Origin of the sequence: Methanosphaera sp. WGK6 (assembly GCF_001729965.1) — an archaeon.
GTDB lineage: Archaea > Methanobacteriota > Methanobacteria > Methanobacteriales > Methanobacteriaceae > Methanosphaera.
On the sequence record NZ_JRWK01000001.1, the window covers coordinates 149,311 to 172,574 of the forward strand.

At 28.2% G+C, this 23,264-nt stretch carries 23 protein-coding genes; 12 read left to right on the forward strand and 11 right to left on the reverse strand.

Annotation, left to right across the window (positions count from 1 at the left end; all coding sequences use genetic code 11):
• Positions 1 to 26: 26 nt before the first annotated feature.
• The 6 genes from NL43_RS00745 to pgsA all read right to left on the reverse strand — a co-directional run bounded on the left by NL43_RS00745 (position 27) and on the right by pgsA (position 4,837).
• Positions 27 to 1,106 carry a 3-dehydroquinate synthase II gene (locus NL43_RS00745; RefSeq protein WP_069592061.1) on the reverse strand — a complete coding sequence of 360 codons (1,080 nt, stop codon included), beginning with the start codon at positions 1,104 to 1,106 and terminating at the stop codon, positions 27 to 29.
• A 13-nt stretch (positions 1,107 to 1,119) separates the two neighbouring features.
• The gene (locus NL43_RS00750; protein ID WP_069592062.1) at positions 1,120 to 1,914 is read right to left on the reverse strand and encodes a 2-amino-3,7-dideoxy-D-threo-hept-6-ulosonate synthase; all 795 of its coding nucleotides are present in this window, start codon (positions 1,912 to 1,914) and stop codon (positions 1,120 to 1,122) included.
• 173 nt (positions 1,915 to 2,087) lie between these two features.
• Positions 2,088 to 2,615, reverse strand: coding sequence for a class I SAM-dependent methyltransferase (locus NL43_RS00755; protein WP_069592063.1), 528 nt, complete (start codon positions 2,613 to 2,615; stop codon positions 2,088 to 2,090).
• Positions 2,615 to 3,853, reverse strand: coding sequence for an NAD(P)/FAD-dependent oxidoreductase (locus NL43_RS00760; protein ID WP_158005532.1), 1,239 nt, complete (start codon positions 3,851 to 3,853; stop codon positions 2,615 to 2,617). Before NL43_RS00760 ends, NL43_RS00755 begins: the two co-directional genes overlap by 1 nt.
• 1 nt (position 3,854) lies before the next feature.
• Positions 3,855 to 4,097, reverse strand: a complete 243-nt coding sequence (locus NL43_RS00765) for a DUF357 domain-containing protein (RefSeq protein ID WP_069592065.1) — start codon at positions 4,095 to 4,097, stop codon at positions 3,855 to 3,857.
• Between the two features lie 161 nt (positions 4,098 to 4,258).
• Positions 4,259 to 4,837, reverse strand: coding sequence for an archaetidylinositol phosphate synthase (pgsA, locus tag NL43_RS00770; RefSeq protein ID WP_069592066.1), 579 nt, complete (start codon positions 4,835 to 4,837; stop codon positions 4,259 to 4,261).
• A gap of 64 nt (positions 4,838 to 4,901) precedes the next feature.
• Between pgsA and NL43_RS00775 the strand changes: the two genes are divergently transcribed.
• Together NL43_RS00775 and NL43_RS00780 are read left to right on the forward strand one after the other, a co-directional pair.
• Positions 4,902 to 5,519, forward strand: coding sequence for an L-threonylcarbamoyladenylate synthase (locus NL43_RS00775; protein WP_069592067.1), 618 nt, complete (start codon positions 4,902 to 4,904; stop codon positions 5,517 to 5,519).
• A 38-nt stretch (positions 5,520 to 5,557) separates the two neighbouring features.
• Complete coding sequence (locus tag NL43_RS00780) at positions 5,558 to 5,863, forward strand: DUF2098 family protein (RefSeq protein WP_069592068.1); 306 nt, start codon at positions 5,558 to 5,560, stop codon at positions 5,861 to 5,863.
• 366 nt (positions 5,864 to 6,229) lie between these two features.
• On the opposite strand, the gene NL43_RS00790 is transcribed toward NL43_RS00780, so the two are convergent.
• The 5 genes from NL43_RS00790 to NL43_RS00810 form a co-directional block, all read right to left on the reverse strand.
• A complete protein-coding gene (locus NL43_RS00790) occupies positions 6,230 to 6,712 on the reverse strand; it encodes a DUF2115 family protein (RefSeq protein ID WP_069592070.1) in 483 nt (160 codons plus the stop codon).
• A gap of 5 nt (positions 6,713 to 6,717) precedes the next feature.
• Positions 6,718 to 8,802 (reverse strand): DEAD/DEAH box helicase, encoded by a 2,085-nt coding sequence (locus NL43_RS00795; protein WP_069592071.1) that lies wholly within the window; start codon positions 8,800 to 8,802, stop codon positions 6,718 to 6,720.
• Positions 8,803 to 8,856: 54 nt separating this feature from the next.
• A complete protein-coding gene (locus tag NL43_RS00800) occupies positions 8,857 to 9,921 on the reverse strand; it encodes a glycosyltransferase family 4 protein (protein WP_069592072.1) in 1,065 nt (354 codons plus the stop codon).
• Positions 9,922 to 9,940: 19 nt separating this feature from the next.
• Positions 9,941 to 11,041 (reverse strand): cobalt-precorrin-5B (C(1))-methyltransferase CbiD, encoded by a 1,101-nt coding sequence (gene cbiD, locus NL43_RS00805; protein WP_069592073.1) that lies wholly within the window; start codon positions 11,039 to 11,041, stop codon positions 9,941 to 9,943.
• Between the two features lie 159 nt (positions 11,042 to 11,200).
• The gene (locus tag NL43_RS00810) at positions 11,201 to 11,455 is read right to left on the reverse strand and encodes a thioredoxin family protein (RefSeq protein WP_069592074.1); all 255 of its coding nucleotides are present in this window, start codon (positions 11,453 to 11,455) and stop codon (positions 11,201 to 11,203) included.
• A gap of 213 nt (positions 11,456 to 11,668) precedes the next feature.
• Here NL43_RS00810 and NL43_RS00815 point away from each other — a divergent pair, with 213 nt between their 5' ends.
• The 10 genes from NL43_RS00815 (at position 11,669) to thsA (ending at position 23,111) form a co-directional block, all read left to right on the forward strand.
• The gene (locus NL43_RS00815; RefSeq protein ID WP_069592075.1) at positions 11,669 to 12,586 is read left to right on the forward strand and encodes a shikimate kinase; all 918 of its coding nucleotides are present in this window, start codon (positions 11,669 to 11,671) and stop codon (positions 12,584 to 12,586) included.
• Between the two features lie 9 nt (positions 12,587 to 12,595).
• Positions 12,596 to 12,886 carry a chorismate mutase gene (locus NL43_RS00820; RefSeq protein ID WP_069592076.1) on the forward strand — a complete coding sequence of 97 codons (291 nt, stop codon included), beginning with the start codon at positions 12,596 to 12,598 and terminating at the stop codon, positions 12,884 to 12,886.
• Between the two features lie 39 nt (positions 12,887 to 12,925).
• On the forward strand, positions 12,926 to 13,108 hold the full coding sequence (locus NL43_RS00825; RefSeq protein WP_069592077.1) for a 30S ribosomal protein S17e: 183 nt from the start codon (positions 12,926 to 12,928) through the stop codon (positions 13,106 to 13,108).
• Positions 13,109 to 13,303: 195 nt separating this feature from the next.
• Positions 13,304 to 14,530, forward strand: coding sequence for an aspartate kinase (locus NL43_RS00830; protein ID WP_069592078.1), 1,227 nt, complete (start codon positions 13,304 to 13,306; stop codon positions 14,528 to 14,530).
• Positions 14,527 to 15,420: a 4-hydroxy-tetrahydrodipicolinate synthase gene (gene dapA / locus NL43_RS00835; protein ID WP_069592079.1), complete on the forward strand. Its 894-nt coding sequence runs from the start codon at positions 14,527 to 14,529 to the stop codon at positions 15,418 to 15,420. Before NL43_RS00830 ends, dapA begins: the two co-directional genes overlap by 4 nt.
• Before the next feature lie 13 nt (positions 15,421 to 15,433).
• Positions 15,434 to 16,255, forward strand: coding sequence for a 4-hydroxy-tetrahydrodipicolinate reductase (gene dapB / locus NL43_RS00840; RefSeq protein WP_069592080.1), 822 nt, complete (start codon positions 15,434 to 15,436; stop codon positions 16,253 to 16,255).
• A 10-nt stretch (positions 16,256 to 16,265) separates the two neighbouring features.
• Positions 16,266 to 17,318 (forward strand): aspartate-semialdehyde dehydrogenase, encoded by a 1,053-nt coding sequence (asd, locus tag NL43_RS00845; protein ID WP_069592081.1) that lies wholly within the window; start codon positions 16,266 to 16,268, stop codon positions 17,316 to 17,318.
• 38 nt (positions 17,319 to 17,356) lie between these two features.
• Positions 17,357 to 17,920: a phosphatase PAP2 family protein gene (locus NL43_RS00850; RefSeq protein WP_069592082.1), complete on the forward strand. Its 564-nt coding sequence runs from the start codon at positions 17,357 to 17,359 to the stop codon at positions 17,918 to 17,920.
• 27 nt (positions 17,921 to 17,947) lie between these two features.
• Positions 17,948 to 21,196, forward strand: coding sequence for a hypothetical protein (locus NL43_RS00855; RefSeq protein ID WP_069592083.1), 3,249 nt, complete (start codon positions 17,948 to 17,950; stop codon positions 21,194 to 21,196).
• A 298-nt stretch (positions 21,197 to 21,494) separates the two neighbouring features.
• Positions 21,495 to 23,111, forward strand: coding sequence for a thermosome subunit alpha (thsA, locus tag NL43_RS00860; RefSeq protein WP_069592084.1), 1,617 nt, complete (start codon positions 21,495 to 21,497; stop codon positions 23,109 to 23,111).
• Positions 23,112 to 23,264: the final 153 nt, after the last annotated feature.

The following is a 23,264-nucleotide window of genomic DNA, read 5'->3' on the forward strand; positions in this document are numbered from 1 at the left end:
AATAAAAAAAGAGGTTGTTTTAAAAATTATTTTTCAATAATTTGCTCTTCAATTGCCATTCCAAAATGTCTTGCACCTTCACTGAAGTATGCAAGAAGTTTATCTCCAACAGCTAATTTTGCTACAGAAATAGGTTCACCCTTATCAGTTACAAGTCTGATGGTTTCAGCATTTTGTACTAATGTTCTTATTTTTACTCCTTCATATTCTGCTTCAATGAGTAATAATGGACGTTTTTCTATTTTCACACGGCCGACTATTGCTGTTGTAGCTTCACCTTTAGCATTCACTGTAAGAACTTCATCACCAGCTTCTAATTCAGAAAGATATCTAGTTTTGTTTCCTGGTGTCATTACATATGCTTGTACAGGACCTGCATTTACTCTAAATGGTCTTGCAGCAACATATTCACTTTCTATGCTTTCACTATGTACGAGGAATAATCCTGTTGCAAATGATCCAATAAGTATGCCTTCTCCAATGTTCATCATTGAACAAGTATCGACACATGCTCGGTCACCAATACCTACTGGTTCTACTTTTGTGACAGTAGCTATTTTCAAATCAAAGGTTTCTTTTGATGTTTTTTCAATTAGTTCGCCTAATTTTCTTATTTCTTTTCCATCATTTGAAGAAAGAAGTACTCCATCAGAACCATGTTCCATAGTTTCAAGAGCTAGTTTTGCTTCTTCATATGTTGCTACATCAACCATTATCTTAGAGTTACGGTTTTGAAGGCTAGCGATAATATTTTCAAGAGGAATAACTTTCCAATTTTTACCTTTTAATATAACATAGTCTGCAACAGTTCCTAATTTAGAAACTAATTCTTCATCAGATTTGTTATTAATTTCTACATATGCAGCTACTTCTTTACCTTTTGCTTGTGCTTTTCTAACATCTGCTACAGTTACTTTTTCATTAATTCCAAGTAATGTTATTGCAGAATCATCTTTGTCAGAAATTATGGAAACATTACCTAATTCTTTGATAGTATCTGCATTATCAAAATCCATAATATATTCAAATCCTGATTCTAATGCATGTACTATAGCATCTTTACGATCATTCCATGTACCATTTGGTCTTATCCATGCAAATTTCATATTGTTACTTCCCTTATTGTTTTAATATTTCTAGTGCTTCATCAGGACTTGCTTTGTTATGAATTACTTCAACAAGTGCTCTTGTCATTTTTTCAGGGTCTTTTGCTTGGAATACATTTCTACCGAAAGCTACTCCTGCTCCACCAACACTTATAGCATCATATACCATTTCAAATAATTGTCTTTCGGTTTCAATTTTAGGACCACCTGCAATTATAACTGGTACTGGACATCCATCTACCACTTCTTTGAATGTATCAGGATCTCCTGTGTAATTTGTTTTCACAATATCTGCACCTAGTTCTGCACCTACACGTGCGGATAATTTAACTACTTCAGGGTCATGTTCATTTTCAATTTTTGGACCTCTTGGGTACATCATTGCAAGTAAAGGTATTCCCCATTCATCACATTCTTCTGCTATCATACCAGTTGTTTGTAACATTTCAGGTTCTTTTTCTGAACCTACATTTACATGTACGCTTACAGCATCTGCACCAAGTTGTAATGCTTTTTTAACACTTGTAACTTGTACTTTGTGGTATGGATCAATACCTACATCTGTACTTGCAGATAAGTGTACTATTAATCCGATATCGCTACCGTATCCTCTGTGCCCATTGGTTACCATACCTTTATGCATTAAAACTGCATTTGCTCCACCATTTGCTACTGCATCAATTGTTTTTGTCATGTTTATAAGTCCAGGAATAGGTCCTCCTGAGATTCCATGATCCATAGGTGCAATAATACATTTTCCTGTTTTACGGTTAATGATTCGTTCTAATCTAATTTTCTTTCCAATCATGTTATTCCTCTTTTTATTAATTTCATAGTCTTTGATGACAAGTTTTTATATTGAAAAATTTATTTTTTTTTATTTATGTTTTATTATTTGCATTTTGTTCTTTAAACACTTTGTTAATTTTATAATTGTTTCAATTCTATTTTTTCTAATGTTTATTAGTGTAACTTTTTAATTTACTTAGAACTTGACTTTTTGATAGTAGTTTTAAGTTCATTGGGTATTATTTCTTGTGATGATGAGGATAAATATCCTTTATTTGATGATATTTTTTCAGTTGAAATCGATGAATTAATAAAATCCATTAATCCTCTATTTCTAATTAGTGTAACTCTTGGTTTAAGAAGAGATGACCATAAAAAAAATACTTTAAAAACAGTATCTGGATGATATCCTCCGCCTAAATCAATACATAATACATCGATTTCATCACATTTTTTAGTAAAATCATATAATAAGTCTTTATCTCTAACATCAGCCATTAAAAATTCAATATTTCCATATTCAATTCCCAAGTTATTCATAGCACTAATGCTTTCCGGACTATTGTCAAAGGCATATACTGTACCATCTTGATTTAGTCTAGAAATTATTTTAGTGGATGTTCCAATATGACAACCTAATTCAACAACATTATCAAATAATTCTATGTTATCAATCATGTCTTTTTGATATTGTTTTCTATCATAGCTAATGTGTATCACTATTTAACCTCTTTTATTGTTGTAGCTGCAAGTACTCCTGTTGAGAATGCTTTTTGAAGGTTATACCCTCCACATATTCCACAGCCTTCTATAAGTTCTCCTACTATATATAGGTTAGAAACTATTTTAGATTCAAATGAGTTAGGATTTATTTCGTTTCGTTTAATACCACTATTTGTAACTCTACTTTCATTTTCAAGAACAGCTGTAACTGTTAATGTGATTCTTTTTAAGAAATCTCTAATTTTTACACGTTCTTTTTTTGTCACTTGGTTGAGAATAGTTTCTGGATTTATATTAATTTGTTCTAAAAATATTACAACCATATTTTTTGGTAGATATTTATGTAAATATCTTTTTAGTCCTTGATTTGCATGTTGTTTAAAGTCTTCTTGTAATATTTTATCAAGAGTTTCATAGTTATATTCAGGAACTAAATCTATGTTTACTTTAACATCCTGATTTTTTCTAAGATATTTTTCAAGAGTCATACTATTATTCATGATTACAAATCCACTAAGTCCCTTATGGGTAAATAGTATTGATCCTGAATCTTTAATAATTGACTTTTTATTAGCTTTAAATTCAAGAGAAACATCTAATGTTATACCTTGTAATTGTTTAATCCATTGTTCTTGTATTTTTATAGGAGAAAGACCACCCATATTTTTAGTTTTTGTATGTCCTAACGCTACTGCAAATTTCTTACCATCTCCTGTAGATCCTGTTTCTGGATAAGAATTGCCTCCAGTAGCTAAAATTACATTTTTAGCTTTAATTTTCTTAGAATTATATTGTATTATAAAAAAATTTTCTTCTTTAGTTATAGATGTTACATTACAATTTAACTTATATTGTGTTTTTGAATTATCTAATATTTTAATCAAGGTATCTAGTACAGTTTTTGAGCTATCTGTAATTGGAAATACACGGTTATCCTCTTCAATTTTTGTTTTACAACCATTATCTTCTAATAAGTTTATAATATCTTTGTTGAAAAATAAATTAAATGCTGATCTATAGTAATTTCCAGAATTATAATAATTTTTAGTATACTCATTTAATGTACTGTTATTTGTTATATTACAACGTCCACCACCAGTGATGAGAATTTTTTTACCTAGTTTTTCATTTTTTTCAAGAATAGTGCTTTTTTTATCATCAAGATATATTCCTGCTAAAATACCACTAGCTCCTCCACCAATAATTGCAGTATTGTATTCTTTCAACTTTATCAACCTATGAATCATCTATTAAATCATACATTATTCTTATAGAATCAAGAAGTCCATGAGCATAGGCTATGCATGCAAATGATGTTAGTTCATCATCTATTTTAAAATAATATTTCGTATCTTCATAATATCTCTTAGCCATGTCTTTAACAAGAAGTTCCTTTTCTGTTAAATCAATTTCTTCTACTTCTATGATATTTTCTTCAAAAATTCTTAAATCTTTACCTATACGTTCTTTTGGTCTCATTTATAATCCATCCTATAGTTTATTATTCAAAATTAATGTAATCTTATTTTAATTTATTATTTCAAAAAAAGTTAATGAAATTATTATTTAATTAATAATTTCTTTTCTTTAAATATACGGTTAGAATTTATAAGTTTATTATAAGAATATTTCTTATTATCTTAATCTTCAAGATTTTCTAATACATGGTATATTCTTTGGAAAACTGTAATATAACTGAGTATTGTTAATAATGCTATAGTTAAAAACATTATATTGTGTGATCCACCCATTAAAGCGGCTATTATTGAACCTACTACAATTATGAGTAATCTTTCGGCTCTTTCAGCAATTCCTACTGAACAAGTTATTCCTTCACTTTCGGCTCGTGCACGAACATAACTTACTGTGATAGAAGCATGAATTGCTAGGGCTCCCAGAATTGGATTTACATATCCACTATAGATAATTCCTATAATAATAGCTGCATCTGCAAAACGGTCACATGTAGAATCTAAAAATCCTCCAAATTTCGTTCTACGATTTTGTGAACGAGCAATAGCTCCATCAATCATATCACAGACTCCACTCAGAAGTATAAATATTGCTCCTCCAATTAAATTATCTGAAGCAAAAAGAACTCCTGCAAAAAAACTAATAAATAATCCAATTAATGTAACAATGTTTGGATTAAGAGGTATATGTTTACCTATTTGTCCCGTAATATTATTAGTCTGTGGTCGTAATCTGTCATTTAGCATAGTATTTTATTTATAAATTAAATTATATATAACTATATTAATTAAAACGGTAGATGGATAGATAATGAATATAATAAAAAATCCTGATAAAGAACAATTAAATAAGATAAGAATGGAATTAGAAAATGGAAATTTAATTGTTTATCCAACTGATACTATATATGGGATAGCTGCAAATATTTTTGATGATAATGCAGTATGTCAGGTTTTTAAAACAAAAAAAAGGTCATTAAATAAGCCAATATCAATATGTATTCATAATATGAATCAACTTAAAAAATTAGCTAATATAGATAATAATACTTTAAAAATTATGAAAGAATTGTTACCGGGACCATATACGTTACTTCTTGAAAAACATGATGATTTTGAGTCTAAAGTAATATCAAACACAAATAAGATTGCTATTCGAATGCCCAAAAACGAAATAACATATGAACTAACCAAATCTTTTCCAATAACAAGTACAAGTGCTAATATATCAAATAAAACAACTCCTAGTAATATTAATGATATTATAAAACAATTAAGAGGTAATATAAAAACATATATTGATGTAGGAAATATAAAAAATAATCAACCATCAACAATAATTGATTTAACAAAGAAATATCCTGAAATAATAAGAAAAGGACAAGCTGATGATAATTTACTAAAAAATATTCTCAAAATTAATTTATAACATCATATTCTAAACTATATACTAAAGAAGGTATTCTTATGGTAGTTACAGATAAAGTAGGAAGAGAAATAACTAAGGGATCTTATATAATTTATACTAGTATTGGAACTATTGGGGAAGTTATTGATATAAAAACTGATGAACATGGTTCTTGGGTGTTAATAAGTATAGATGAATTAACAAAACTATGGTATAACACAAATTATGTTGAACTTACTGATGAAAAATACATGAAAAGAAGAAATAATGATTCGGACAAAGAAAAATCGGTTGAAGATATTAAAGAAGAAATAAATGGAGTAATATCATCAGAAATGAGTGATGATGGAGTAGGAGGAGGATAAATTTCCTCATAATTTATTTTTTAGTTTATCACTTATTTTCAATGTTTTTTTATTAATTTCGGAATTAATGATTTGTTCTTTATGTTTAATCATTCTGTTGAGTTTATATAGTTCTATATCAATATTATGATATGATTGATTGTAATTTTTTTGATATTTTGAATTTATTTTATCTTTAGGATTTATTAAATCATGATATGTAGAACAAAGTGATGTTTCAGAAATTAAATTGTTTAAGTTATATTCTTCACTTTTCAAAGTGTTATTAAGAGTAATTAATCCTTTTTTAATTAATTCATCATGAATAGATTTATTTTTCTTGTTTTGTTCTTCAAAAAAAATCTATTTTTCGAGGCATAATATCACTTATTCAGTAGTTCTAGCAATACAATATCTACACACAGCTTTTTCATTATTTATGTGATATTTTTTTACAGGACAGTAATAATTTTCACCATCAGAATATATGCTGACAGCACCAGGGAATACAGTACCTGGAAGGTGAACTGGTCTTTGTATGAGGTATGTTGCATATACAACAACTATATTTAGTATATATTCTAGAATATCATCATTAGGTTTAAGTAATGTATTAATGTTATTTGCTTCTTCTTCAGTTAACTTACCTTCAAAATTTCTTTTACCATTTTTTAACATTGCAAATCTACTAATAATCACGTTAAGAACAGATTCTACATATTTTTTCTTATATTCACGTGGTAAATATTTAATATCTTCATTAAATTTAGTTGATAATGCATATAGTTCTTCTAAACTAATTGGTTTAACTTCTTCTTTTAACATTTTATGTAATTCATTTCGTTCCATATTTGCATAAATTTTTTCCATATTCATCACTCCTTATTTTTGTAGAATTCTATGATTTTTTCTGCAGTTTTTTCACCAATACCATCAATATGGGTTAATTCATTCGTTTGAACATTAGCTAAATTATTTCCAAAAGTATTTATTAATACACGGGCACGTTGTCGTCCTAAACGTTTTATACCAATTACTAATGGAAGTAATTCTTCTTTAACACCATAATATAATCTAGAACTAAGTTTATCTATTTCTGTTAAGAATTTATAATTTCCTAATACATCACATATGTCATAGAAATATTTAACAAGATTTGCCGCTTCATAACTAGCTCTTCTTGTAGATGCAGCATATACTTTAAGATAATTTTCAATTTCATACTCTTTTCTTTCATTAATCCATTCTAATAAGCTTGCAGCTGTAGATTCACTGTTCGATATGAAACTAACAAATACTTCTTGGTTACTTAAAACTTCTTTAATATTATCTTTATTTGCCTTAAATTTAGTATTTATTTTAGGCATATCATGTGTCTTTGATATTTCATATATCAATGAACCTATATTAAATTCATCACCCATCATATTACAATAGTCTTTTAATTTTACTGCAGTTTTAACTTCATAGTTATTTCTTGAAATAAGAGTACCAAGTGGTGTTGTTTGTAATCCTGAAGGACTTAAACGTATAATACCATTATGTATTAAATATTCTAAAGCACTGGATATTTCATATTTTATGGATTCATCAGAAAACCCAAAACTCATAGTATTGTATGTAGGGGATATTTGAAATCCATAAAATGTTTTATTAAAGAAATCAATAAGGTCTTCAATATCTTTTGCAAATCCACTTGATACTTGGGTAATAATTTGTTTTAATACCGCGTCTTCATTATCTATTAATTTAGAATTTGTTACTTCAATTTCTCCATGAATATAATATTCATCAAGGTTAAATGCTTCATCATATGTTTTTGCTAAAAGATAAGAATATCCTTCTGTATCAAAACCAGGTCTTCCTGCTCGTCCAGACATTTGTTCATAGTCAAATACAGGGATATTAGTTTGTCCTTGGTCAGTCCATCGTGTATAATCTCTAATAACAACATTTTTTGATGGTAAATTGACTCCATACATTAAACTAGGTGTAGCTGTAATCATTAAAAGATTTCCATTAACAAATTCTTCTTCAATAATTTCTTTTTGTTTATCAAATAATCCTGCATGATGAAATGCTATTCCATTTTGGATACATTCTGCTAATTTATAACAAACTTCTGTTGGTTGTGAGTTACTTCTTCTGGGAACATCAAGTATGGATTCAGCAATTTCATTAAATATTTCTTTTCTAGCATCAGGTATTTTTTTAGATATTTTTTTAGCCATATTTTGAGCTAAAGATTCTGTAAATCTTCTGGTTGATACAAAAGTTAGCATTTGTGATGAATCGTCTAAAGAATCGTTTAATATTTTAAATACTAGGTTATTTTTGTCTTTAGTACCATATTCCTCGGCACATAGAACTTCTTTATGTAATGGAACTGGTCTATAATCATGTGTTACAACTTCTGCTTCTAACCAGTGTGACATTTCGTCCATGTTTTGTAGAGTTGCAGATAGTGCTATAATACGCATACCTTTATTATGTTCTTTTATTCTAGTTATTGCACATTCTATTGTAGGACCTCGTGAATAGTCGCCAATCATATGAAATTCATCTAAAATAACTAAATCAATTTCATTTATCATATTTCTTGAAAATCTGGTTAATGCATCAAATGATTCAAAAACCATGACTGATATGTCTGAACGTGATGGATGTTTACCTACTTTGTATCCAAATTGTTCAAATACTTTAAATTCTTTATATTTTTCATTTTGTAATGAAATTAGGGGAACTGCATAAATTACTTTTCCGCCTTGTATTAATACTTTTAATGCAGCTAATACTCCTAAAACAGTTTTTCCACTTGCTGTTGGTATTGATATAATATAGTTTTCATTGTTTTCCAGATATCCTGAATCTATAACTGCTTGTTGGGCTGGATTATATTCTTTTATAAATGGATAACATTTTTGCATAATATTTTGAATTTCGGGATGTATTGTTCTCATGAGTTACTCTCTCTTTTTTTTAAAGTTATTTTATCATTCATTTCTTTCTAAATCTTACTCAAGGTAAGGGATTTTCATTTGAGAATATTTTTCTATAATTAGTTTTCTCGCATTTTTGCCTATGTTTTCACGTTTTTCTTTGTTTTTTATTAGTTTATCTATTTCTTCGGATAGTTTTGATGGATTTTTTATAGGTACTATTATTCCCGTTTCGTTGTTTGTTATAATTGAAGAAATATTACCACTATTTGTTATTACAAGAGGTTTACCACAAGACATACTTTCTAGTGCAACAATACTTGCTCCTTCGGATATGGAAGGTAGTACCATGACATCTGATTCTGGAATTATTTTTTCAGGGGTAGTTGTTTTTCCCATTAAGTATGTATTTTCTAGTTTATTTTCTTGAATATATTTTTCTAATAATTTTTTTTCAGGACCCTCTCCATATATAAGTAAATCATATTTCGTTTTTGCTATTTTTTTAGCTTCTAATAAATATATTAATCCCTTTTGTTTCACAAGATTTCCTATAAATATGACTAAGGGGTTGTGGTATTGTTTATTTAGTTTTTTTTCATTTTCTTTAATAGGTTTGAATTTATGAATGTTCACAGTATTTGGAGTTAATTTGGATTTTTCTTTAAGTTGAGGTATGTTTAGTGCTAATGCCTTTTCTTCTAATTTTTCACTTACAAAATAGATATTATCTGAATGTTTTAAAGTATATTTGATGAGTGGTTTTATTATTTTATTTGATGGTAGTATGTTTATATCTGATCCATGTGTAGTTACAACTATTTTCACATCTTTTTTATGCATTAATGAGGCTATTAATCCTGGGGGAATTATATAGTTTGCATGTACAATATCAATATCGTATTTTTCAATAATTTGATTTAATAGGCTATAACTGGATAAAATGAAACTAATGCCTCTAATTATTGGAATATTAATAGTTTTAGCTTCAAATATATTTTTTTTTCTTTTAATATTTTGAGGATATGTTAAAATATATACATTATGTCCTTCTTCTTCTAGTTTATCACTTAATTGTTTTGTGTATGTTGCAATACCACCAACTTGTGGGGGATATTGGCCTATTATGCATATATTCATAAAATATCACTTCATTGTATTATTTCCATTTAAATGGGACATCTTTCATTTTTGATGGTGTTAATATTTCACCATTCATTTTTACAATAACTGCGTGAAATTCAATATTGTATTTAAGATTACATAATTCAATGATTTTATCTGCAATTAATTCAAATACTGGAATCGTAAGATTATTTTCATCTAAAATCTTAATAACATCTTCTGTTGTAATACAATTATATATGTCTTGTAATGTTGATGTATCTGCTCCAATTAATGATGTATATGCTGTCATAATTTCTCTTCTAGCATCAGCAACACTCTGTTTAGTATTAAATATTCCGGCTGCTATTTTAATTAATTTTCCAGCATGACCAAAAATAGTGATTGAATTAATTTTTCCTGTTTTTTCTGCTTCTTCTAGCATGTAACCTACAAAATTACTCATTTCAATAATTTGATCTTCTTCAATTTCTATTTTTTCATTTGCAATTCTTGTTCCAATATTCCCTGGAACAAATAGTAAATCTTTATAACCATTGGCAATTGCAACATCTATTTGTACTCGTAAAGAGTCAGTATATGCCTTAGAAGACATGGGTCTAGCAATACCTGTAGTTCCAAGTATGGATATTCCATCAATAATACCCAGTCTGCTATTCATAGTTTTTGGAGCAATATTTTTGCCTTCAGGTATTGAAATTTTAACAATTGCACCTTTATGTTCTGGTAAATATTTTTTAACATTATTTTTAATCATTTTACGTGGAACAGGGTTTATTGCATATTCACCTACAGGTATTTGAAGTCCCGGTTTGGTGATTTTACCCACACCTTCTCCGGCTGTAATTTCTATTTCACCTGCAGAGTTGGTTAGAGTAACTTCGGATATTATCTTAATTCCTCTTGTTACATCGGGATCATTATATGTTGGTTTTTTAACAATAGCTTTAGCTTTATTTTCAGTAAGTAGGATAGTTTCTTCAATTTCAACAGTTAATTCATCATTAGGTGCTGAAATTTGAACTATTTCTGGAGCGTTATCTGTAAGTTTAAGTATTGCTGCAACACTAGCTGCAGTGGCAACACTGCCTGTTGTAATTCCAGATTTTTCACTTGAATTTTTATGATGTTCTATTTTGATTCCTCCATAATAAAATTCAAATTTTTATTAATATTTGTTCTATAAGTATATTGTTTTTAATTAGCTAAATTTATGTTGGTAATATAATATAAAACGGTGGAAATATTCTAAAGATTACTTAAAAAGATAAAAAAAGAAAAGTAGGTTATTCTATTATAATTTTGATTTTAGTGTTGCAATTAATTCGGCAGCTTCTGGTGCTCCGACATATGCTACTTCATTGTCAATTACGACGGTAGGTACAGACATTATTTGAAGTTCTCTTACTTTTGACATATTTTCATTAACATCAAGGTGTTCAAATTCAATAACATCTCCTAGTTCTTCTACTGCTTTTTCTGCTGCATCTATTGCCATAGGACAGTATGGACAACTTTGTGATGTAAATACTTCTAATTTTATAGTCATAATAATTACCTCTTTTTGATAGGTTTATTTATTTTATTGCTATGGTTGATAATAAATACTTTTAAAGTATTTAAATATTGTCCTATTATTTTTTCTAATTTAATATTTATTTGGTGATTTCTTGTTATTTTTTTTAAATCTGTATGGAAAATGGATAAATAAATGTGTCTTAAAAAAGATATTAAATAGTATATAATAAAATGATGTGATACAATGGTTAAAGTACGTTCTCCAGCATCAGCAACAGTAATTAATGCAATAAGTACAGGTAAAGGTTCTGCTTTCGGAATAAAATTATATGTAACTGCAGATGCTTATGTATTAGATTATAATACATCAAAAGATATAGAAGCAATATGCGAAAGTTTAGATAGTCCTGATATGGATACATCTCTTATGGATTTATGTGTGAAGATGGTTTATGATAAGTTAAATGAATGTGATAATTTTAATTTAAAAAATATTCGTTTAAAAGTAGAAACTAAATCGGATATTCCTCCAGGTTCTGGTTTATCAAGTAGTAGTGCTGCTTCTAATTCGGTTGTATATGCTGTATTATTAGCATTATTGGAAGAAGCTAATATGACTAGGGATGATGTTTTAATTACTGATGAGGATATCCTTAATATTGGAATTGATGCTTCTTTAGAAGTAGGAGTTACTAAAACTGGATCTTATGATGATGCATCTGCTTCATTTTATGGCGGTTGGAAAATAACTGATAATTATGAGAGAAAAATTTTATATGATTATATTGTTGATTATTCGAAAGTATTAATATATATCCCAAACAAATCTTTATATACTGCACAGTCTGATGTTAATGCGATGAAAACATTAGCACCACTTGTGGAAATAGCATTTTCCAATGCTATAAATAAGAATATTGAACAAGCTCTTACATTAAATGGCTTTTTATATTGTGCTGCATTAAATTTGGATAGTCAAATTTCAATAGATGCATTAAAATCAGGAGCTAATGCTGCAGGATTATCTGGAACTGGGTCTGCATACTCTATTTTAGTGGATGACTCAATGGATATTGATGAGATTAAAAGTGCACTTTCAAAGTATCCTGGTAGATTAATAGAAACCGAACCAGATAATGAGGGAGCTGTAGTTATTAAATAATGTGGTAATATGGATAAGAAAGAAGCAGAAAATTTATTAAATGAATCTCGAGATAAACTAGATGCATTAGATGAACAAATACTCAATTTAATTATTGAACGTACATCTCTTTCTTATAATATAGCAAAATCTAAACAAAGTCTTAATAAAGATTTACTGGATTCTGCTAGAGAAAATATTATTCATGAGAAAATTAATGAAAAATTAGTTAATATTGAAATCAATAAAGAAAAAGTTCTTGAAATTTTTGATTTATTAGCTACAATAAGTAAAGAAGAGCAGAAAAAATATTTAAATTAACGTTAATTTTTATTATATTTAAAATATGGAGGTATGATTATGGGAAACATAAGAACTACATTTGTTAAAAGAACAGCAAAAGAATTATTAGAATTACACGGTGATAAATTTAATAATGATTTTGAAAACAACAAACAAGTAGTAGCTGAATACTCAACAGTATCCACAAAACACTTAAGAAACCAAATTGCTGGATATGCTACTCATTTATTACAACAATAATTATATTGTTGACCTTTAACTTTTTTTTAAATTTTAATAATCTACTTTTTGAAATTTTTATTTAATTATTTAAACTTATTTTATCAAATTGCATATTTTTTAATACTAAATAAATCATATATATTTTATAAGAATAACTTTATTGTCAGAATAACCTGTCAAAAAACAGATTACTTATATTAAAAAGGTGAATTTATGGGAATAGTTGTGGCGAAATTTGGTGGAACATCAGTAGGTACTGGTGAAAGAATTAAAAAAGCAGCAAATTCAGTTGTTAATGAATACATGCAAGGAAATCAAGTAGTAGTAGTAGTTTCTGCAATTAATAAGACTACTGATGAATCTATAAAATTAGTAAATGAATCCATAGGTGATACAGTAACAGAAAAACAATTAGCAGGTATTCTAGCTATGGGTGAAATGCAAAGTGTACGTATAATGGCAGCAACAATTGAATCATTAGGTGTTAAAGCAGAATACATTGATCCATTTAGTGAAAAATGGCCAGTAATTACAGATAGTAATTATTTAAATGCAAAAATTGATAAGAAAAAGACAGCACAACAAGCAAAAGAACACATAGTAAAATTATTAAATCAAGGTATTATACCAGTAGTCTGCGGATTCCTTGGAAGAGACCTTGAAGGTGTAGTAACTACCCTGGGTAGGGGTGGAAGTGATGTATCTGCATTTTTATTAGGGCATTGTATAGGTGCTGATGAGGTTATAATAGTCACTGATGTAAAGGGTGTAATGTCTACTGATCCACGTAAATTAAACACAGCTAGAAAATTAGATAAAATTACTGTAGAAGAAATGATTGACTTAGCAAATTATGGAGCACAAGTACTTCATCCTAATGCATTAAGATATAAGGATCCAAATATAAAAGCGAAGATAATTAGTTTTGAATATGGTGATTTAAGAGTACAGGGGACTGATATTATAGGACCGTCTCATTCAGAAGAAGATGTTATAACTATAACAAAATTAGAAGAAAAATTATCAGTATTAGCTGTTGTTGGCGAAGATTTAATGAATAAACAAGGTATAATTGCTAATGTTACAGAAAAGGTATCTGAAAATAATTTAAGTATTTATGGAATATCTACTGGTGAGAGTTCTATAACCTTATTCTTCAGTGAAAAGGATGCAGAAAAAGCTCATGAAGTATTGCATGATTTAGTTATACGAGGCGATAGATTAAGTTCAATATCTTTAGGACAGAAAATTGCAATGATTTCAGTAGTAAGTCATGATTTTATTGATACTCCAGGCATAATAACAAGCATAACAAAACCATTACATGAAAATAATATTAATATAGTTGAATTATCATCTAGTCAAACAGCAGTTGTAGTATTTGTTGACTGGGATGATGGTGATAAAGCACATAAATTAATTAAGGAGACTTTACAATGAATTTAGATGGAACACATGTTGCTATGATAACACCTTTTGATAAAAATAATAATATTGATGAAGAAAAATATAGAAGTTTCATTGATTTTTTAATAGCAGGTGGAGTTAGCGGTATTGTTGCTGCAGGAACAACTGGTGAATCTGCAACATTAACTCATTCTGAACATCAAAAAGTAATTGATATAATGGTAGATCAAGCAGATGGTAGAGTTACAACAATAGCTGGTGCAGGAAGTAATGCTACATCAGAAGCATTAGATTTAGTAAAATACTCTGAAGATGCAGGAGCAGACAGTGCATTAGTTATAACACCATACTATAATAAACCTCAACAAAGTGGGTTATATAATCATTTCAAATTCCTAAATGATTCTACAAATATACCTATAATTGCATATAATGTACCTTCAAGAACAGGAGTTGATTTATCAGTAGATACAATTACGGATTTAGCAAAATTAGATAATATAGTTGCAATTAAAGAAGCAAATCCTGATTTAAATAGATTAGCTCATTTATTCAGTTTACTTGATAAAAATAATTTACTAGATAACTTTTCAGTATTATCTGGTAATGATTCATTAATATTGCCTATGATTGCTCAAGGATCTAGAGGAGTAATCAGTGTAGTTGCAAATATCTTACCTGATAAAACATCTGATTTAGTAAATAGTGCATTAAATGGAAATTATACTAAAGCACAATCTTTATCAAATGAATTATTTAATATAATGGATGTATTATTCATAGAAGCAAGTCCTGCACCAACAAAAAGAGCATTAAAATTAATGGGTAATGATGTGGGCGGATTAAGAATGCCAATTAATGAAATGAGTGATGAAAACGAAGTAATTCTTAAAAAAGCTTTAAAAGAACATAATTTAATATAATGGAGATGAAAACATGATAAAAGTAGCAGTAACTGGCTGTGCTGGAAATATGGGTTCTAAAATTGTTAAAACAGTACAATCACAAGAAAATATGGAAGTAGTAATGGGAATAGAAATACCTAATTCTCAATTAGCGGGTAAAGATTTAGGAGAACAGATAGGTCTTGGAACTATGGGTGTAAAAATAATTGGTTCACAAGATTTAAAAGCAGAATTAGAAAAAGTTCAACCTGATGTATTAGTGGATTTTACAATAGCTTCAGCAGCAGTAGAAACAGTTAAAATATGTGCTGAATGTGGAGTAAATGTTGTAGTTGGAACTACTGGTTTAACTGATGAACAATTAGAAGTAATGCACACAGCAATTAAAGAAAATAATGTAAAAGCAGTTATTTCACCTAATATGGCTACAGGAGTAAATGTATTTTTTGAAATAGTAGGGCAAGTTGCAAAAATATTAGGTCAGGAATATGATGTAGAAATTATTGAGGCACATCATCATAATAAACAAGATTCCCCATCCGGAACAGCTAAAAGAGCAGCAGAAATTGTAGCAGAAAATCTTGATTTAAATCTTAAAGAAACAGCATGTTATGGAAGGGAAGGTATGGTTGGGAAACGTCCAAAAGATGAAATTGGAATCCATGCTGTACGTGGTGGAGATATAGTTGGTGATCATACGGTTATGTTTGCTGGTGATGGTGAAAGAATAGAAGTTATTCACAGAGCTTCAACAAGACAAGCATTTGTTAATGGAGTTATACGAGCTATTAATTATCAAAATGATAAACAAGACAAAAACATTGCAGACATGTTTGATGTATTAGGATTATAATGGTGTAAAAATGGTAAGAAATGTATGTGTGTTAGGTGCAACAGGAATGGTGGGGCAACGTTTTATACAATTATTATCCCAAATTCCTGATTTCAATATAGTAAATGTTGCTGCTTCAGAAAAATCTGCAGGTAAACGATATGAAGATGCTGTAACATGGCATCAAACAACTCCAATACCTGAAGAAGTAAGGGATATGAAAATAGTAAATACTGATCCTAATGAGATAAGTGATGATGTAGATTTTGTATTTGCTTCTTTACCTGCACAATTAGCAGAACCTGTAGAGGCTGCTTTTGCAGAAAAATTTATTGTTGCATCAAATGCTAGTGTTAATCGTATGAAAGAAAATATTCCTTTAGTTATTCCAGAGGTAAATCCTGAACATCTTGAAATGATGGAAACACAGAAAGATGTCATGGGATGGGATGGATGTATTGTAACAAATCCAAATTGTTCAACAATTGCATTAACTTTAACTTTAAAACCATTATTTGATAAATATACATTTAAACGTGTATCTGTTACTACAATGCAAGCAGTAAGTGGTGCTGGCTATAATGGTGTTCCATCAATGGGTATTCTTGATAATATTATTCCTTTTATTGGTGGTGAGGAAGAAAAAATGCAATCTGAAACATTACATTTACTTGGAAAAGTTAATGGGGGGCTTGTAGAAAAAGCAAATTTCCCACTTAGTGCTTCCTGTAATAGAGTAGGTGTTGTTGATGGTCATACTGAATCTGTTGCAATAGAATTTGAAGATGATGATTTAACAGTAGAGGATATAGAAAAAACAATGTCTACATTTAAAGGAATACCTCAAAAAGAAGAATTATCATTTGCACCAGAACAACCAGTCATTGTTAGAAAAGAAACTGATAGACCACAACCTCGTATGGATAGGGATGCAGGTCATGGAATGAGTGTATCTGTAGGAAGAGTACGTGAAGATGTATTCGAAAACAGTTTTAAATATTCATTAGTTGGTCATAATACTATTCGTGGAGCTGCAGGAGCTTCAATTTTAAATGCTCAACTAATTTCAAAATTATATTTATAATTTTATTTCCTTTTTCTTCTTTTCTGCATGGTGGTATCATGTTTTCTATTTTATATTCTTGGGATATAAAACTCTTAGAACTTGTTAATTTATCTTTTCATAATTTTTTCTTAAATAATCTAGCTTTAATTATAACATATTTTGGAGTATTAGATACTGGGCTTTTCATTGCCTTAATTTTATATTTGTTTGGTAATGAAAAAGAAAAAAGAGTGGCTAAAATATTAGTAGTAACTTTATTATTAACATTTGTTTTTACACAAATTATTAAGTATATTATTTTACGACCTAGGCCTTATCAGGATTTATCTTCATTAATTGTTCTTAGTAGAGGTACGGATCCTTCTTTTCCATCAGGTCATACTGCAATGGCTAGTGCTTTAGCATTTACATTAGGTCGAAATTATGGGTATTTGGGATTTTTTATGATATTACCTATATTAGTTGCATTATCTAGGTTATATTTAGGTGTACATTATCCTTCAGATGTGTTTGTTGGCTTTTTATTAGGAATAATTGTATCTTATTTATGCGAATACTTATTTAAAAATACAAAAATTATGAATTTTATTAAAAATAGTAGAAAAACTTTAAAAGTTTAAATTTAATATATATAAATAGTGATCACTATGGCGTTTTTAAAGGATGTTGAATCAGAAGAATTGAGAGAACTAGTAAAATCTTGTTTTAAAGAGATTAATAGTCTTAAAGAACAATTGAACGATGAAAATAAAGATATTAAAACAAATGAAGTAGTAAAAAATCTTTTAATACAAACAGAGAATAATAGTTCAACTTTACAAGCAAAAATAGGTGAACTTACCGATGAAGTAAGTAAAAAGGAAACTAGCTTAAAAGAAAAAGAACTTCAATTACAGGAAAAAGACACTCAACTTAAAGAAAAAGATTTAAAAATAAAAGAAATGGAATCTCAACTGAAGAATGATGTACTTTCATTTGAAGACCAAGATGTAATTCAAGAATATAAAGATCAAATAAAAGAACTAGAACTAACTGTAGCATCAAAAAATCAAACTATATCTGATTTAAAAGAAGTTGAAGGTAATGTTGACGATGTATTTACTAAAGAACTTAAAGAAGAAATAGATCTATTAAAAATAGAAAATGAAAAATTAAAAAAAGAATCATCATACGAACCATCTCAAACTGAAATAACTCAACTAAAATCTGTTATTGATAGACAAAATGAAGAATTAAAAGAAATTCCTACATTAAAAAATCAATTGACTAGAGAAGTTACATCAAGAGATCAAAAAATTAAAAAATACGAAGAACAGATTGAAGAATTAAACAATGCTTCTTCTAATGTTGATACAACAGAATATGAATCAAAAATAGATGATTTAGAACAAAAAATAATAGATTTAGAAAAAACTAATTTAGAATTAAGTAATAGCTCTCAAAATTTTGATGTAAATGAACTCAATAATAAAATTATTCAACTTGAACAAGAGAATAAGGATTTACGTGAAAAAGATAATATAGTATCTTCTAGTTCTGATAATAGTATTAATTCTTTAATAGATGATTTTACAAAAAAATCAGATGAATTAATATCATTAAAAGCAGATTATCAACGATTACAAGATTCTAGTAGGATAACTGAACTTCAAATTAATGAGTTGAAAAATGAAAACGCCAAACTAAAATCAACTCTTAATCAAGGACATGTTGAAGATAATAATGTAGTTGAAGAAACTAAAATACTAAAACAAGAATTATCTAGTAAAGAACAAGAATTAAAAGAAGCTAATACTAAAATAGTATCATTAACTGCAGAAATTACAGAATTAACTGAAAAATTCCAGGAAATACCTGCATCTGATGAACATGTAAATAATTCGGATAATGAATCAATTAAAAAAGACTTAATTGATAAAAATAATGATTATATTGCATTAAAAGAAGAACATAGCAAAACTTTAGCTAAATATGAAGTATTAGAATCTAATTATAGTGATTTAGAAAAATTAAATAAATCTGTAGGGGAAGAATTATCTTTAACTAAAGAAAAATTAAATGAACAAGATACGATTATAAAATCTTTAACCACAGATAAAAATGTAATTGATTCTAAAGTAGATAGTTTAGAACAATTATTATCTGAAAAAGATAATGAAATTTCTGATTTGAAATTAAAAATTGATTCTTCAACATTTGATGAAAAAACAAATAATTTAGATTTAAATGATGAACTTAAAGCTACAAAAAAACAGTTATATGATAAGGATGCTGAATATGATAAACTTAAATTAGAATATAATCAATTAAAAAGAACAACTTCTTCTCAGATAACTGAATTAAATGAAGGTTTAACTAAGTTTACAAATGATAATGAAAAAATACTTTCTGAAAATGAATATCTTGAAAAGACATTGGATGAAAAAAATAAATCTATAAATCAATTAGAACAAGAAAATAATAATCTTAAGTTATTAGTTGAAGAAAAAGATTCAGAATATGAAACTCTTAAAAAGAATTATCAAGATTCTAAAATAAATAATGCTGATCAATTAAATGAACTTAAAAAAACAGTTCAAGATAAAAATGATAAATTAGCAGCATTACCACAAAAATTGGAGTTAAAAGATATTGAAATATCTCAACTAAAAAAATTACTTAAAACAGCAGAACAAGAATCAGCATCTAAAAATGATGATATAAATGATTTAAGAAATAATGTTCAAGTATCTCAAGAGAAAATAAAACAATTAAATGATCAATTATCTGAAAGTTCTATTGTTGTGGATGATAAACTTAAAGCTAAAGATGATGAAATTTTCAAATTAAAAGAAACATATAATGAAGCTAATCAAGAAAAAGATCAAGAAATTAATAAATTAAATTCATTGATAAATCAAAGAAACTATAAAATTGAGGAATTAAATGAAAATATTGTCTCTTTAGGTGATGAATTAGATGTTGTAAAATCTAAATTACGAGATAAAGAAGACCAATATATACAATCTGAAGAAATTATACAATCTAAGGATGATACATTACTTAAAAAAGATGAATTAATCAGTGAAATTAATGAAAGAGTAGGTAGGTTAGAAAATAAATTAAAACTTAAAGATGAAGAGTTCTTAGAATTAAAATCTAATTTATCTGAAAAAGAAAGCTTAATAAAAAATCTTAAAGTGGATATGGCTGATTCTAATAAAAAATTAGTTGAAATGGATGCATTATCTACGGAGTTATCTCAAAAAGATGATTTAATTAAATCTATCAATGAAAAATTAGAGAATAATGAAAAACAACTTCAAGAAAATATTGATGAACTTGCTAATGATCAAACACATATCAATGAATTAAAAGATATTCTTGAACGTAAAAATAAAGAAATAGAAGATCATAAGTTATTACTCTCTGATAAAAATACAGAATTAGATAAACTTAAAGATTTACAACCACGTTTACGTGAGTTAGAATTAGAAAAAGCAGATATGAAATCAGATTATGAACAACAAATAACTTCCTTAACTGCGGATCTTCAAAAGGCAGAGTTATTGAAAGAAGATAATGAAAAGAAAATTCAAGAAATTAATAAATTATCTGAACAAATTAGTGATAAAGATGAACAAATTTCAAATTTCACTCAGTACAAGGAATACTTTGATAAAATGGTAATTAAACCATTACCTGGTTTAACTAGTTTCCAATCTCAAATTTATCAATTAGTACCTGATGCAAAAAGTGCAACAGAGTTATATGATTATTTGATGGATTTAGGATTTATGGATCTTGAAAAAGAAAATTTTGCTAAAACACTCAAAGCACTAGAAAAACGAGGATATTATCAAAGAGCACGTGATGGTGATAGGATTATTTGGGTAAAAACAAATTCATCTGAATAATTAATCTACTATTTTTCTTTCTTTTTCGGTTTTATTAATTTTAAAAAAATTATATAATTTAATACTTTTTTTAAATATTTTTGTTATATTGTTAAACTAATTTTATTATCCAAATCTTTTTCTGTATTCAGTACAGAAAAATATAGTAAAGTATTTATATTAAATCAAACTCAGTAATGAATATAGACTGATATAAAAATTATATTTTAATGAAACAATTTAAACTAAAAAAAGTCATGATTTTAAAATCATACTTAGAAAAAAAATAAATTTATAATAAAAAATTAGAGGTAATAATATGGCACAACAACAACCATTAATCATCTTACCTGAAGGAACAACAAGAAACTTAGGAAGAGATGCACAAAGAAACAATATTTTAGCTGGTAAAGTTTTAGCAGAAACCGTAAGAACAACATTAGGTCCTAAAGGAATGGACAAAATGCTTGTAGATGGATTAGGAGATATTGTAGTAACTAATGATGGTGTAACAATATTAAAAGAAATGGATATTGAACACCCAGCAGCAAAAATGTTAGTAGAAGTTGCAAAAACACAAGAAGATGAAGTTGGAGATGGAACAACAACTGCAGTAATTATTGCAGGAGAATTACTCAAAAAATCCGAAGATTTATTAGACCAAGAAATTCACCCAACAATCATATCCTTAGGATACAGACAAGCAGCATTAAAAGCAATTGAAATATTAGATCAAATTTCAATAGACTCATCTGATAAAGACACACTTCTAAAAGTTGCTATGACTGCAATGACTGGAAAAGGAACCGAAAAAGCAAGAGGACCTTTAGCAGAACTCATAGTAGGTGCAGTAAACCAAGTAGAAGAAGATGGTAAAGTAGATGCTGAACAAATAAAAATTGAATCCAAAGATGGAGCAGCAATCGAAGATTCTGAATTAGTATCAGGAGTAATCATAGACAAAGAAAGAGTACATCCAGGTATGCCAACAAATATTGCAGATGCAAAAATCGCATTAATTAATAGTGCAATAGAAGTTAAAGAAACAGAAGTAGATGCAGAAATTAGAATAACTGACCCAGCACAAATGCAAGCATTCATCGAACAAGAAGAAAACATGATTAAAGAAATGATTGATGGAATAGTAGAAGCAGGTGCAAATGTAATCTTCTGTCAAAAAGGAATTGATGACTTAGCACAACACTACTTAGCAAAAGCAGGAATCTTAGCAGCAAGAAGAGTTAAAAAATCTGACATGGAAAAATTAGCTAAAGCAACTGGTGCAAAAATTGTAACAAACATTGAAGATTTATCTGCAGAAGATTTAGGAGATGCAGGATCTGTAGCTGAAGATAAAGTATCTGGTGATGACATGATTTTTGTAAAAGAATGTAAAGATCCTAAAGCAGTAACTTTATTATTAAGAGGTTCAACTTCACATGTAGTTGATGAAATTGAAAGAGCAGTAGATGATGCAATAGGAGTAGTAGCATCCACAGTAGAAGATGGAAAAGTAGTTGTTGGTGGAGGAGCTCCTGAAGTAGCTATTGCAAAAGGATTAAAAGACTATGCAGAAACTATTAGTGGAAGAGAACAATTAGCAGTAACTGCATTTGCAGAAGCATTAGAAGTTGTTCCTAGAACACTTGCAGAAAATGCAGGTCTTGATAGTATAGATTCTTTAGTAGACTTAAGAGCAGCACATGAAGAATCATTATACATGGGATTAAATGTATTTGAAGGTGGAGTAACTGACATGAAAGAAGCTGGAGTTATTGAACCTCAAAGAGTTAAAAAACAAGCTATTCAATCTGCAGCAGAAGCAGCTGAAATGATTTTAAGAATTGATGATGTAATAGCTTCATCCAGTCAAGGAGCAGCTGCAGCAGCTGGCGGTGCACCTGATATGGGTATGGGCGGAATGCCTCCAATGTAATTAGGTTAATCTAGATTTATCTTGATTAATATCAAAGTTATATTGATTCTTATTTGGAAAAGTTCATGAATTTCATGAACTTCTTTTTTTTTATTAACTATACTATTATATTTTATTTTTAACAAATACTTATTTAATCAGAATTATTTTCTG